General features: G+C 70.7%; 14 protein-coding genes. 9 read left to right on the forward strand and 5 right to left on the reverse strand.

The window, feature by feature from the left end; all coding sequences use genetic code 11:
- The first annotated feature begins 15 nt into the window (after nt 1-15).
- Nucleotides 16-678 (forward strand): protein-L-isoaspartate O-methyltransferase family protein, encoded by a 663-nt coding sequence (locus tag ACWGJ5_RS14440; RefSeq protein WP_453310049.1) that lies wholly within the window; start codon nt 16-18, stop codon nt 676-678.
- Nucleotides 679-698: 20 nt separating this feature from the next.
- Here ACWGJ5_RS14440 and ACWGJ5_RS14445 read toward each other — a convergent pair whose 3' ends face one another.
- Nucleotides 699-1,448, reverse strand: a complete 750-nt coding sequence (locus ACWGJ5_RS14445; protein ID WP_453310050.1) for a PP2C family protein-serine/threonine phosphatase — start codon at nt 1,446-1,448, stop codon at nt 699-701.
- 162 nt (nt 1,449-1,610) lie between these two features.
- A complete protein-coding gene (locus ACWGJ5_RS14450) occupies nt 1,611-2,942 on the reverse strand; it encodes a cytochrome P450 (RefSeq protein ID WP_453310051.1) in 1,332 nt (443 codons plus the stop codon).
- A gap of 156 nt (nt 2,943-3,098) precedes the next feature.
- On the opposite strand from ACWGJ5_RS14450, the gene ACWGJ5_RS14455 reads away from it, so the two are divergent.
- The 3 genes from ACWGJ5_RS14455 (at nt 3,099) to ACWGJ5_RS14465 (ending at nt 5,594) form a co-directional block, all read left to right on the forward strand.
- A complete protein-coding gene (locus ACWGJ5_RS14455) occupies nt 3,099-3,458 on the forward strand; it encodes a DUF6204 family protein (protein WP_453310052.1) in 360 nt (119 codons plus the stop codon).
- Between the two features lie 44 nt (nt 3,459-3,502).
- The gene (locus tag ACWGJ5_RS14460; protein WP_453310053.1) at nt 3,503-3,946 is read left to right on the forward strand and encodes a MarR family winged helix-turn-helix transcriptional regulator; all 444 of its coding nucleotides are present in this window, start codon (nt 3,503-3,505) and stop codon (nt 3,944-3,946) included.
- 229 nt (nt 3,947-4,175) lie between these two features.
- Complete coding sequence (locus ACWGJ5_RS14465; RefSeq protein WP_453310054.1) at nt 4,176-5,594, forward strand: hypothetical protein; 1,419 nt, start codon at nt 4,176-4,178, stop codon at nt 5,592-5,594.
- Here ACWGJ5_RS14465 and ACWGJ5_RS14470 read toward each other — a convergent pair.
- On the reverse strand, nt 5,591-6,019 hold the full coding sequence (locus ACWGJ5_RS14470) for a pyrophosphohydrolase domain-containing protein (RefSeq protein ID WP_453310055.1): 429 nt from the start codon (nt 6,017-6,019) through the stop codon (nt 5,591-5,593). The genes ACWGJ5_RS14465 and ACWGJ5_RS14470 overlap by 4 nt on opposite strands.
- A gap of 107 nt (nt 6,020-6,126) precedes the next feature.
- Here ACWGJ5_RS14470 and ACWGJ5_RS14475 point away from each other — a divergent pair, with 107 nt between their 5' ends.
- Nucleotides 6,127-7,125 carry a TAXI family TRAP transporter solute-binding subunit gene (locus ACWGJ5_RS14475; RefSeq protein ID WP_453310056.1) on the forward strand — a complete coding sequence of 333 codons (999 nt, stop codon included), beginning with the start codon at nt 6,127-6,129 and terminating at the stop codon, nt 7,123-7,125.
- Between the two features lie 194 nt (nt 7,126-7,319).
- On the opposite strand, the gene ACWGJ5_RS14480 is transcribed toward ACWGJ5_RS14475, so the two are convergent.
- Together ACWGJ5_RS14480 and ACWGJ5_RS14485 are read right to left on the reverse strand one after the other, a co-directional pair.
- Nucleotides 7,320-8,723, reverse strand: coding sequence for an ATP-binding protein (locus tag ACWGJ5_RS14480; protein WP_453310057.1), 1,404 nt, complete (start codon nt 8,721-8,723; stop codon nt 7,320-7,322).
- Between the two features lie 9 nt (nt 8,724-8,732).
- Nucleotides 8,733-9,419, reverse strand: coding sequence for a response regulator transcription factor (locus ACWGJ5_RS14485; protein WP_453310058.1), 687 nt, complete (start codon nt 9,417-9,419; stop codon nt 8,733-8,735).
- A gap of 288 nt (nt 9,420-9,707) precedes the next feature.
- Here ACWGJ5_RS14485 and ACWGJ5_RS14490 point away from each other — a divergent pair, with 288 nt between their 5' ends.
- The 4 genes from ACWGJ5_RS14490 (at nt 9,708) to ACWGJ5_RS14505 (ending at nt 13,030) form a co-directional block, all read left to right on the forward strand.
- Nucleotides 9,708-10,484 carry an amino acid ABC transporter ATP-binding protein gene (locus ACWGJ5_RS14490; RefSeq protein WP_453310059.1) on the forward strand — a complete coding sequence of 259 codons (777 nt, stop codon included), beginning with the start codon at nt 9,708-9,710 and terminating at the stop codon, nt 10,482-10,484.
- A 78-nt stretch (nt 10,485-10,562) separates the two neighbouring features.
- Nucleotides 10,563-11,399: a glutamate ABC transporter substrate-binding protein gene (locus tag ACWGJ5_RS14495; protein WP_453310060.1), complete on the forward strand. Its 837-nt coding sequence runs from the start codon at nt 10,563-10,565 to the stop codon at nt 11,397-11,399.
- A 78-nt stretch (nt 11,400-11,477) separates the two neighbouring features.
- Nucleotides 11,478-12,143, forward strand: a complete 666-nt coding sequence (locus ACWGJ5_RS14500) for an amino acid ABC transporter permease (protein WP_453310061.1) — start codon at nt 11,478-11,480, stop codon at nt 12,141-12,143.
- Nucleotides 12,140-13,030: an amino acid ABC transporter permease gene (locus ACWGJ5_RS14505; protein ID WP_453310062.1), complete on the forward strand. Its 891-nt coding sequence runs from the start codon at nt 12,140-12,142 to the stop codon at nt 13,028-13,030. Before ACWGJ5_RS14500 ends, ACWGJ5_RS14505 begins: the two co-directional genes overlap by 4 nt.
- The last annotated feature ends 103 nt before the right edge of the window (nt 13,031-13,133 follow it).

The following is a 13,133-nucleotide window of genomic DNA, read 5'->3' on the forward strand; positions in this document are numbered from 1 at the left end:
GGGGTGAACCAGGCCGTGAACGCCGTAACCGGAGAACCGGACGATCTCGTGCGGGCCCTCACGGCCGCCGGGGTCGGGGACGAGCGGCTGCTCGCGGCCGTGCGGGCGACGCCCCGGGCGGGATTCGTCCCGGCCGATCAGCTGGCTGCCGCCTACCGGGACGTACCCGTTGCCATCGGGCAGGGACAGGTCACCACGCAGCCCTCGCTGTCGGCGATGATGATCGAGGGTCTCGGTCTGGACGGGTGCGAGCACGTCCTGGAGGTCGGTACGGGTCTGGGCTTCCAGACCGCTCTGCTCGCCCGGCTGGCCGCGGACGTGGTCAGCATCGAGATGCGGCCGGACATAGCCCGCCAGGCGCGCGTGAATCTCGCCCGCCAGGGCGTGCGGAACGTGGAGCTGCGCATCGGCGACGGCAGCGGCGGTGTGCCGGACCGGGCCCCGTACGACGCCGTCCTCGTGTCGGCCGCGTTCCCGGAGGTGCCCGCGCCGCTGGCCGCACAGGTGCGCCCGGGTGGCCGCCTGGTGCAGCCGATCGGGCCGGGCGGACACGAGCAGGTGGTGTGCTTCGAGCGCACCGCATCGGGGCTGGTGCGGTTGCGGGTGCTGACCTCGGCCTACTTCGTCCGGTTGCAGGGGCGGTACGGCTTCCCGCCGGACGAGCCGGGGGTGCGTTGAGGTGTTCCCTCGGCCTTGAGCTATTCGTCGGCGACGCGTACGACCGCCAGCGTGATGTTGTCGGGACCGCCCGCGGCGATCGCCGCCTTCCACAGCTCGAAGGCAGCACGGCCGTCGTCGTGCTCCCGCATCACGTCGTCCAGCACATCCGCGGGCAGCGGATCGGTCAGACCGTCGGTGCAGATGAGGTAGCGGGCGCCGGGAGACAGGGATTCGGTCGTCACATGGGGGTGAACGGCGCGGTACGAGGGGCTGCCGCCCAGGCACTGGGTGACGATGGACGTGGTGTGCTGCCCGGGTTCGAGCGGGGGGCTGTCGTCGACGCTCACCTGGCGCAGCCCGTCGCGGGAAGCGGCGTAGACCCGGCTGTCGCCCACGTTGAACACCAGCAGCGAGCCGGGCTGCACGACGATACCGGCGACGGTGGTGCCCATGGCGGCCAGCTCGGTCTCCTCCTCGCCGCCGGCGGCCGTGTACACGGCGCGGTTGCAGGCGTTCAGGGCAACGCGGAGGGTGTCCTCGCTGCCCAGGGTGGGGCCGGCGGACGCGATCCGGCGGGCGACCAGCGCGCTGGCCAGGTCGCCGCCGGGATGCCCGCCGAGCCCGTCGGCGACGGCGACGACGAGAGGCGTGCCGATCGGGAAGACCAGGGTCTGCGGACTCTCCGTCACCGTGGCGCACAGGGTCCACGGCCCGACCACGAGGCTGTCCTCGTTGCGTTCGCGGAGCAGCCCGGGATGGCTCAGCGCGCTCACAGCCACGTACCGCATGGAACGCCACCGCCTTCCCGGACGGGCCACGGCAGTCGGCCGGCTCGCTGCCCGCGGCTCCAGGGTAGGCGCTCACCGGACGAGCCGGGCTGTGTCGAAGCGCTTGCGCGCCCTGGGCGGCCGGACCGCCGCCCGGCCGGTTCAGGTCAGGTGCGGGTCAGGTCAGGTGAGCGGCGGTGCCAAGGACGCCGTGACGGGGCCGTCGGGACGGACGGTGAAGCCGTAGTCCGCCCTGGTGGGCGTGGAGTGGAAGGACAGCGTGTGGACCGGCAGCAGGTGTTCGAGGAGGACGGTCGATTCCCGGAGCGCGAACTGGACACCGAGACAGGCGCGGGGACCGATCCCGAAGGGGAGGTAGGCGCCCGGGTGGGCGGGCCGGCCGTCCGGGACGGTGAAGCGCCGGGGGTCGAACCGTTCGGGGTCCGGCCAGAGTTCGGGGTCGCGGTGCGTGAGGTAGGGGCAGACCAGGATGTCGGTGCCGGCCTCTACCGTGTAACCGGCGAGGGTGTCGTCCTCGATGGCGTGGCGGGGCAGGATCCAGGCGGCCGGATACAGCCGTAGCGTCTCGTGGACCAGGGCCTGGACGGCCTGGCGGCGCTGCGCCGAGCCCTCGCCGCCCGCGGCCAGAGCTTGTTCACGGGCGGCGGGGTACCGGTCGAGGAGCAGGTAGAGCCAGGTCAGGGTGGTGGCAGTGGTCTCGTGCCCGGCCGAGAGCAGCGTGACCAACTCGTCGCGGATGAGCCGGTCGGTGTACTCGGGGTGCTCGTCGGCGGCGTCGATCAGGACGTGCAGCAGGCCCGGGCCGTCGGGGCCGGCCGCCCCGGCGCGGGCGGTGTCGATGGCGTGCCAGGCGACGGCGTCGATCCGGGCGAGATCGGCGGCGACGGCGTCCTGGGCGCCGGTGACATCCGCGGGCAGCGTCGGAAGGGCGGCCGCCACGGCGGTCACGGCCGCCAGTTCGCGCTCGGTACGGTCGTCGAGGGCGTGCCCGGTGAGAGAGCGCCAGATGGCGTCCAGGGCGAAGCGGCGCATCTCGCGCACGACGTCCAGGGTCTGTCCGGTACGCGCGTACCCTGCCCAGCGCCCGGCGGTGGTCCGGGCGGCCTCGTTGATCCGCTGTTGGTAACGGCGCATGCCAGTGCCGGTGAACTGGGCCTGCAGCAGGCGTCGTTGCCGCTTCCATGCCGCACCGGTGGCGGCGAGGACACCGTCGCCGATCAGCAGCCGGGCGCGGTGGGAGCGTTTGACGTACCGCTCGGGGTGCCGGGCGAGCACGTGCTGGACCGCCTGCGGGTCGGTGACGAGAACGGTGCGGGCCGGCCCGAGCCGGAAGGCGGCGACGCCACCGCAGCGCACGCGCACCTGAGACAGCAGCTCCACCAGCTCGCCGCCCGCCGAACGCCACCCCTCGACGAGTGCGGGCTCGACCTCGGGCACCGGCCGCCCCGTTCCCGGAACGCGCGTAAGGGAGCCGGGACCGGCTTCGATGTCCATGATCTCTTCTCCTGGTCGATCGCCGGACGTGGGTCGCAAGGATCGCTGGAGCACGGACTGTACGGGACCAGGCACAGTTGGTGACACCCCATCCAGGGCCTGGGCGCGTTCGGAAACCCGGTGGAGACCGGGGCCCGCCACGCCTAAGGTCGCGGAATGAGCACTCGCACGTTCCGGATCACCGTCCGCGGCGCCTTCGACGGCCTCACCGACGCCCAGCGGACCGAACTGCTGGCCGACGCCGCCGAACACGACGTACTGCGCGCCGCGTTCACCCCCGAGGGCAGCCTCACCTACGACATCGCCGCCCGGCCGGCCTTCGTCTTCCGTTTCTCCGACACCGGGGAGGAAGAGGAGGACATTCTTGAGGCGACCGAACGGGCCGAGGAGGCGGCGAAGGCCTGGCTGGCCGAGCGCGGCTACGGCTTCAAGAACCTCCGCTCCACCGCCGAGGATCTCTCCCAGGCGCCGATGGGCAAGCGGCAGCGACGGGCGGCTCGTTCGAGCGGGGCATAAACTTGAGTACTCAAGGAGTGGGCAATGAGTGGGAGTGAGCGGCCATGAGTGACGCCCTGGACGCGGCGCTGCGACTGCTGCGGGCCCAGGCAGCGCTCGTACGGCGCTTCGACTCCCGGCTGAGCGCGCTGCACGGCGTGAGCCTCGCCGACTTCACCCTGCTGCTGCGGCTGAGCCGGGCGCCCGGCGGCCGCATGCGGCGGGTCGACCTCGCCGAGGCGCTGGGCCTGACGGCCTCCGGGGTCACGCGCGGGCTCGCGCCACTGGAGCGGATCGGGCTGGTGACCCGCGAAGCGGATGCGCGGGACGCGCGCGTGGCCTACGCGTCGCTGACCGGGACGGGCCGACGACGGCTGAAGGAGATGCTCGCGACGGCCGAGGAGACCGCCACCGAGGTCTTCGCCGCCCCCGCGCTGAACGCCGAGGACATCACACAGCTGTCATCCCTCTTGACCCGCCTCGGCGGCACCGGCCTGGCCGACCCCTGAGCCCGGGAGAGGCTCCGCATCACCGGTTTTGAGCCCCGCCGTGACGCGAACTCGCCGTGGCGCAGGTCACCTTGAGATGTGGCCGGATTGTGTGGGGGCCCTACATAAAGACATGGCATGCTCATGGCTCGTTCACGAGTTACCGGCCGGTTCTACCGTCAAGTAGCCCGTTCGCCCAGTACCTCTCTGCCACCCCCCACTTCACCCAGGACCGACCATGCGCAGACGCATGCGGCACAGACGTGCCCTGCTGCCCGCCTTCGCCGTGACCACCCTCTTCCTCGCCGCGGCCTGTTCCTCGCCCGCCTCGCAGGCCGGCCCGTCGGCGACCGCCGGGCACGGCCGGCAGGTCGAGGCCGCCGACGGGCCCGCCGACGGCACGGACCGCTCGCTCGCCGTCGCCGCCGCGCCCGCGACCGCCGCGACCGCCACGGCCGGGCCGGCCGGCTCCGGGCAGCGGGCACACAGGACGGCACTCGCCATCGGCTCGTACGACAGCCACACCCGGCGGGCCGTCCTCGCCGACAAGCCCGTCAGGCACGGGAGTTCAGCTCCCGCCTCCCCTGCGGCCTCCCCCACCCCCTCCGGTGCCCCGTACAAGGCCGCCGTCGGCGATGTGATCGCCAGTGCGCCCGCGCCCGGGGCGCCGGACGGGCTGCTCGCCAAGGTCACCAAGGTGATCGGCCGGACGGACGGCGGCACCGAGGTGCAGACGGAACCGTCCACCCTCAACGCGCTGCTCGGCGACGAGACGGCGAAGGGCGCCGTACCGGTCGACCCCTCGTCCTTCACCGTCGACAAGCTGCTGCCCGGTGTGAAGGTGTCCTGGGCGAAGACCGGTCACGCGCACGCCGGCCCGAAGGGGGCCACGGTGCCGCTCGGCAGTCTCCGGCTCGACGTGAGCGCCGACATCCCGACGGCCCAGCACACGCCGGTCTCCGCCGCCGCCTCGGTGAACGGCTTCGTCCAGGTCGCCCCGCAGGTCGACTTCGCCTACGGCGGCTCCGGTAGCGACGCCCCGCCCGGCTCCGCCTACCTCGGCGTGTCCGGCGACTGGACCTCCGGCTGGGCGGTCAAGGGCCGCGCCGCCGCGACCACCGGCACCCCGCTGCGGATCCCGTTCGCCAAGCTGCACGCCGACCCCGTCCTCCAGGTCGGCCCCGTCCCCGTCGTCGTCAACCTCGACCTGACCGCTTACGTCCAGATCAGCGGGGACGGGCGGGTCACCGTCGACGTCGAGCAGAACCTCAGGGGCGACTTCAAGGCGGGCGGCACCTTCGGTCTGTCCAAGGGCTGGACGCCGGTCAGCTCGTCGGACATGAAGAGCACGCCCGTGCGCGCCTCCGTCACCACCGCCGGGACCGTGAAGACGGCGCTCGGGGCCGAGGCCTCGGTCGGCCTCTACGGCGCCGTCGGTGTCACCGCCGACCTGGCTCCGTATCTGCGCGGCGAGGCCTCCGGCACGGTCACGGCCTCCTCCGACGGCGGCGGGGCGAAGGCCGAGGGCGCCTGGGGCGTGTACGGCGGGGTCGACCTGTCCGGGACCCTGCGGCTCCAGCTGTCCGTCTTCGGCACACCGGTCATCCAGCGGAGCATTCCGCTGGGCGCCCTGAACCGCGAGTGGAAGCTGGCGGGCGGCACCTTCTAGGCGCCCGCCTGCGCAGAACTGTCCTGCGCCGCCGGTATCCAGCCCTGGCGGCGCAGTACGGACGACACGTCCGGCGCCCGGTAGTGCTCCCCCTTGAGGACCTTGCCGTCGGCCCGGCGGGCGACCTGTCCGTCCGGGCCGAGCTTGCTCATGTTGGCCCGGTGGATCTCGGCGATCACGTGGTCGAGGTCGATGCCGTGGACCAGCGCCGTGCCGTACGCCACGTAGACCACGTCCGCCAGTTCGTGCGCGAGCTTGTCCAGCGGGCCGTCGACCGCGACCTCGGCGACTTCCGCGGCCTCCTCGGCGAGCAGTTCCCCACGGTGCGCGGCCAGTTCGGGGGCCACCTCGGTCGGCGTGGTGCGGGCGTCCAGGCCGAAGGCGAGGTGGAACTCTCGGACGAGGCCGGCGGGCGAAGTACTCATGCCGACGACTCTAACGGCCACCACTGACAGAGCCCTCCGTCCGCCTCCGGACCACGGAGTGACCCCGGCCCTGTTCAGCGTCCCGCCCGGCCTGGCAGGATCGCCGCATGTCCACGATGTTCCCCCGTATCAGCAGGCGCCGGGTGCTGCCGGCCGCGGCCGCCGGTGCCGTGGTGCTCGGGCTGCTGCTGTGGTGGCTGCTGCCACTGGGCGAGAAGCCGCCGAGCGGGACGATCGTCTTCAGCACAGGCACGCCCCGTGGGGTCTACCAGGAGTACGGCGAGCGGCTGCGCGCCGAGTTCGCCAAGGACATGCCCAACCTGAAGGTGAAGCTGCTGAACAGCGCCGGCTCGCAGGAGAACGTGCAGCGGGTGGCGACCGGCAAGGCCGACTTCACCATCGCGGCGGCGGACGCGGTGGAGGCGTACGAGCTGCGGCACGGCAGCGGCGCCGGGCGGCTGCGCGGGGTGGCCCGGCTCTACGACGACTACGTCCAGCTCGTCGTGCGCAGTGACTCGGACATCAAAAACGTGGCGGACCTGCGGCACAAGCGGGTGGCGACCGGGCTGCCCGACTCCGGGGTACGGCTGATCGCCGACCGGGTGCTCAAGGCCGCCGGCATCGACCCCCACAAGGACATCACCCCCGTCGCGGACGGCATCGACACCGGGCCCGACCGGCTGGAGCAGCGCAGGATCGACGCCTTCTTCTGGTCGGGCGGCCTGCCCACCAAGGGACTTGTCGCGCTGGCCCAGAAGTCGGCCTTCAAGTTCGTGCCGATCGAGAGCGACCTGGTCGCCAAGCTGCACGACCAGGGCAAGGAGGCGCGCCACTACCGGGCCACCAACATCCCCGAGTCGGCCTACCCGGCCGTACAGCAGGGCAACGAGGTCCCGACGATCGCCGTGTCCAACCTCCTGATGACCCGCGCGGACATGGACCCCAGGCTCACCGAATGGGTGACCCGCACGGTCATCAAGAGCCGCGACGACATCGGCGCCCATGTCCACTCCGCCCAACTGGTCGATCTGCGCACCGCCATCTACACCGATCCGCTGCCCCTCCAGGAGGGTGCGCGCCGGTACTACGTCTCGATGAAGCCGTAGCGGGGGCGGACGGCGTCCCGTCACCCCTGCCGGGCGGGCCACGCCAAGCGCGCCCTGCCGAGCGGGCCGCGCAGGGCAAGGACAGTGGGGCCCGGTGGCCGTTCCCCGCGAGTCCCGCCGCCGAGCCGTACCCCGCGAGTCTCGCCGCCGAGCCGTACCCCGTGCCCGAGCCCCGGCTCAGCCCCGGCCCCCGGTCACGGCTCCGCGTGCCTGGGCACCGTCACCGTCACGCGCAGTCCCCGCGGCTCATGGTGGGCGTAGTCGATCGAGCCTCCGCCCGCCGTGAGCAACGTGTGCACGATGGACAGGCCGAGGCCCGAGCCCTTGATGTTCTGGTGGCGGCCGCTGCGCCAGAACCGGTCGCCCACGCGCGCGAGTTCCTCGTCGGTGAGGCCGGGCCCGGTGTCGGTGACGACGACCGTGGACCTGTCGCCGTCGGCGGCGACGGCGACCTCCACCGTGCCGCCCTCGGGGGTGAACTTCACGGCGTTGTCGATCAGCGCGTCCAGCGCGCTGGACAGGGTGATCGGGTCCGCCCAGGCGGTCGTGGGCGGGCACTCCCCGGTCAGCCGGACCCCCTTGGTCTCGGCGGCCGGAGACCAGGCGGCGATCCGCTCCTCGGTGAGGGCGCCGATGTCGGTCAGTCTCAGGTCCGCCTCGGCGTGCTCGGCCAGCGCCAGGTCCAGCAGGTCGTCCAGGACCTGTGCGAGACGCTTGCCCTCGGTGCGGACCGAGGCGATCTCCTCGTTGTCCTCGGGGAGTTCGAGGGCGAGCAGTTCGATACGCAGCAGCAGCGCCGCGAGCGGGTTGCGCAGTTGGTGCGAGGCGTCCGCGACGAAGGCGCGCTGCTGCTCCAGCACGTCCTCGACGTTGTCCGCCATCTCGTTGAACGAACGGGCGAGCCGTCTGAGTTCCGGCGGTCCGCCGCCGACCGCGACCCGCGACTTCAGCCGTCCGGTGGCGATGTCGTGGGTGGTGGCGTCGAGGACCCGTACCGGTCTGAGCACCCAGCCGGTCAGCCGCAGCGCCGCGCCGACGGCCAGCAGCATCGCCGCGATCTCGCCGGCCCCGATGATCAGCCAGCCACGCAGGGTCCGCGACCGCATCTGCCCGGTGGGCGAGTCGGTGACCACGACCGCCACGACGTCGCCGTCCCGGATCACCGGGGAGGCCACGATCAGCCGGCTGCGCTGCCAGGGCCACACCTGCCGCGGGTCATGGCTGCGCCGGCTGAGCAGCGCCTCCTCGAACGCCGCCCGCACCTCCCCCGTCCGCGGTACGAACCAGTCGTCGGGGGCGTTGACCATCGCCGAGCCGTTGCGGTAGAAGACGCCCGCGCGGATGCCGTAGACGCCGTAGTAGCTGCCGAGTTCGCTGCGCAGGGCCTCCAGGCGCTCGTCGGTGCTGGTGCGGCGCGATCCTCTGGGCCCGTCGGTGACGAACTGGGCGAGCGCCGCGAAGCGTGCCGTGTCGTCGATGCGGTCGACGACGACCTTCTGCTGCTGCGCGGCGGCCAGGCTGATGGCGAGCGGAAGCCCGAGGGCGAGGAGGACGGCCGCCATCAGGATGATGAGCAGCGGCAGCAGACGTGCGCGCACCCGTCCCCGCTAGGCGGCCGGGGCGACGAGCCGGTAGCCGACGCCGCGTACGGTCTCGATCAGTGCGGGCATGCGCAGTTTGGCGCGCAGGGAGGCGACGTGCACCTCCAGGGTGCGGCCGGTGCCCTCCCAGCTGGTGCGCCAGACCTCGCTGATGATCTGCTCCCGCCGGAAGACCACTCCGGGGCGCTGCGCGAGCAGGGCGAGCAGGTCGAACTCCTTGCGGGTCAGTTGGACAACCGAACCGTTCACGGTGACCTGCCGGGTGGGTAGTTCGATGCGTACGGGACCGAGGTGCAGGGCGCCCTCGCCGCCGGTCGCCGGGTCCTCGTGAACGGTGCGCCGGCTGACGGCGTGGATACGGGCGAGCAGTTCCCCGGTGTCGTAGGGCTTCACCACGTAGTCGTCGGCACCCAGGTTGAGCCCGTGGATGCGGGAGCGGACGTCGGAGCGGGCCGTCACCATGATCACCGGTGTGCTGGTGCGTTTGCGGATCTTGCCGCAGACCTCGTAGCCGTCCTGGTCGGGCAGGCCCAGGTCGAGCAGGACCACGCCGAAACCGTTGCCCTCGGGGACGAGCGCCTGCAGGGCCTCCTCGCCGCTGCGTGCGTGGGTGACGTCGAAACCGTGTCGCGCGAGTACGGCGGACAGGGCCGCGGCGACGTGGTTGTCGTCCTCGACGAGCAGCAGTCTCATCCCGGCCCCCTCCGGTTCAGCGGTCGTACGGTCTGGGTTCTCGCGCGTCCTGTATGTCACGCGCGCGTGCACCATGGCAGTCACGCCGATGGATAAGGACGGCGTCAAGAGGGTTCCGGTTGCCCGTCGCTTCCGTTATCCGGCCGATACGCACTGGGCGGCAGGTGCTACCACGCGTGTCCGATTGCTATCGGATCGTGATGCTCAGATCTCCCTCAGATGTGATGACGCAGGTCACAGCCGCTCACTACTGTCCTCCGAAACCGAGGAGGACGGAGCCCGAGAGCGATGACCAATGTATCGGTGACCAAGGAAGACGTGGTCACGTCCGACGAACTGGTCGTCCTGAAGAGCGTCAACAAGCACTTCGGCGCGTTGCATGTGCTCCAGGACATCGACCTGACGATCGCCCGCGGCGAGGTCGTCGTGGTCATCGGGCCCTCCGGGTCCGGAAAGTCGACCCTCTGCCGCACCATCAACCGCCTGGAGGCGATCGACTCGGGCACCATCGCCATCGACGGCAAGCCCCTGCCCCAGGAGGGCAAGCAGCTTGCCCGGCTGCGGGCGGACGTCGGGATGGTCTTCCAGTCCTTCAACCTCTTCGCGCACAAGACCGTGCTCGAGAACGTGATGCTGGGGCAGCTCAAGGTCCGCAAGGCGGACAGGAAGCAGGCCGAGGAGAAGGCCCGGTCCCTGCTCGACCGGGTCGGCGTGGGCACCCAGGCCGACAAGTATCCCGCCCAGCTGTCCGGCGGCCAGCAGCAGCGCGTCGCCATCGCGCGGGCACTGGCGATGGGCCCGAAGGTCATGCTCTTCGACGAGCCGACCTCCGCCCTCGACCCCGAGATGATCAACGAGGTCCTCGAGGTCATGCAGCAGCTCGCCCGTGAAGGCATGACGATGGTCGTCGTCACCCATGAGATGGGCTTCGCACGATCGGCTGCGAACCGCGTGGTCTTCATGGCCGACGGCCGGATCGTCGAAGAGGCTGCGCCCGACCAGTTCTTCAGCAACCCGCGCAGCGACCGGGCCAAGGACTTCCTGTCCAAGATCCTGCACCACTGACGGCGCCGCCCCGCCCCGCGCCCCTGGGTCGCCTTTTCCAACGGACCTCGTTCCGCACCACTTCAAAGGATGTTCACCATGAAGCTCCGCAAGGTCACCGCCGCCTCGGCCGCCGTACTCGCCCTCGCCCTGTCCGCCACCGCGTGCGGCGGCGGCAAGAAGGACGACAACGGCTCCTCCGGCGGTGGCAAGAAGATCGCCATCGGCATCAAGTTCGACCAGCCGGGCCTCGGCCAGAAGACCCCGCAGGGCTACGCGGGCTTCGACGTCGACGTGGCCACCTATGTCGCCAAGAAGCTCGGCTACAGCGCCGACCAGATCGAGTGGAAGGAGTCGAAGAGCGCCGATCGCGAGACCATGCTGCAGCGCGGTGACGTCGACTTCATCGCCGCCACCTACTCGATCACCCCCGAGCGTCAGCAGAAGGTCGACTTCGCCGGCCCGTACCTGCTGGCCCACCAGGACGTGCTGCTGCGCGCGAACGACACGAAGATCAAGTCTCCGGCGGACCTGAACGGCAAGAAGCTGTGCTCGGTGACCGGCTCGACCTCGGCCCAGAACCTCCACGACAGGCTGGCTCCCAAGGCGAACCTCCAGACGTACCCGACCTACTCGGCCTGTCTGGGGGGTCTGCAGAGCGGCGCCATCGACGCCCTCACCACGGACGACTCGATCCTCGCGGGCTACGCCGCCCAGGCCCAGTTCAAGGGCAAGTTCAAGCTCGGCGGCTTCAAGATGACCAACGAGAACTACGGCATCGGCGTCAAGAAGGGCAGCGACCTCAAGGCCAAGATCAACAAGGCCCTTGAAGACATGGTCTCCGACGGCTCGTGGGAGACGGCCGTGAAGAAGAACTTCGGACCGGCCGGCTACAAGAACGAGCCCGCCCCGAAGATCGGCGACATCAAGAGCTGAGGCAACGCCCCGCCGGTGTGCCGCCTCTGAACACGGCGGCGCACCGGGGCATCCCTACACGCGGAAGCGCGGGAGATCGTGTTCGACTTTCTTGACAAGTACGACGTGCTGGGCGCCTTCTGGACGACGGTGCAGCTCACGCTGCTGTCGGCCGTGGGCTCCCTGGTCTGGGGCACTCTGCTGGCCGCCATGCGGGTGGGCCCGGTACCGCTGATGCGCGGTTTCGGCACCGCCTACGTGAACATCGTGCGGAACATCCCACTCACGGTGATCATCCTCTTCTCCTCCCTCGGCCTGAACCAGAATCTGGGCGTCAGCCTCGGTGCAAAAGACTTCGACACGATCAACTTCCGGCTGGCCGTGCTCGGTCTGATCGTCTACACCGCGGCCTTCGTGTGCGAGGCGATCCGGGCCGGCATCAACACGGTGCCGGTCGGACAGGCGGAGGCGGCGCGGGCCATCGGCCTGAGTTTTCCCCAGGTGCTGCGGCTGGTCGTGCTGCCGCAGGCCCTCCGCGCGGCCGTCGGTCCGCTGACCAACGTACTGATCGCGCTGACGAAGAACACGACGGTCGCGGCCGCGATCGGCGTGGCGGAGGCGGCCTTCCTGATGAAGAAGATGATCGAGAACGAGGCGGAGCTGCTGGCGATCTCCGCGGTCATCGCCTTCGGGTTCGTGTGCCTGACCCTGCCGACCGGTCTGATCCTCGGCTGGGTGGGCAAGAAGGTGGCGGTGAAGCGATGAGCTCGGTCCTGTACGACGTCCAGGGACCCCGCGCCAAGCGGCGCAACGTCCTGTACACGGCGGTCTTCCTGATCGCCCTCGCGGCCGCCGCATGGTGGGTGTACAAGTCGTTCGACGACAAGGGACAGCTGGCCTGGGCACTGTGGAAGCCCTTCTTCAGCGGCACCGAGGCGTACACGACGTACATCTGGCCCGGTCTGCAGAAGACCCTGGAAGCGGCGGCCCTGGCGATGGTCGTCGCGCTTCCGCTCGGTGCCGTCCTCGGTATCGCCCGGCTCTCGGACCACCTGTGGGTGCGCGTCCCGGCCACGATCGTGATCGAGTTCTTCCGCGCGATCCCCGTCCTGGTCCTGATGATCTTCGGGCTCGCGCTCTTCGCCCAGTACACCGACGTCAGTTCGGACGACCGTCCGTTCTACGCGGTCGTCACCGGACTGGTGCTGTACAACGCGTCGGTGCTCGCGGAGATCGTCCGCGCGGGCATCCTCGCCCTGCCGAAGGGACAGTCCGAGGCGGCCCTGGCGATCGGCCTGCGCAAGGGGCAGATGATGCGGCTCATCCTGCTGCCGCAGTCGGTCACCGCCATGCTCCCGGCCATCGTCAGCCAGTTGGTGGTCATCGTGAAGGACACCGCCCTCGGCGGCGCGGTCCTCACCTTCCCCGAACTGATGGCCTCGGCCAACACGATGGCCGGCTACTACGGCAACATGATCGCCTCGCTGACGGTGGTGGCCGTGATCTTCGTGGTCATCAACTTCTCCCTGACCTCGTTCGCGAGCTGGCTGGAGGGCCGGCTGCGACGCGGCAAGAAGTCGACCGGGGCGGTGCTCACGGTCGAGGACACCGTGGGTATCGCGGGCCACGCGGGAACGGGAACCGCCGCCTGACACCCGGTCAGAGCCGAAAGCATCCCCCGGAGGCAGTGGCGTGATCGCCACTGCCTCCGTTCGCTTGACGCAAACTCTGCCAATGGGTTGCATACGTTGTGTG

The organism is Streptomyces sp. NPDC054783 (assembly GCF_053611725.1).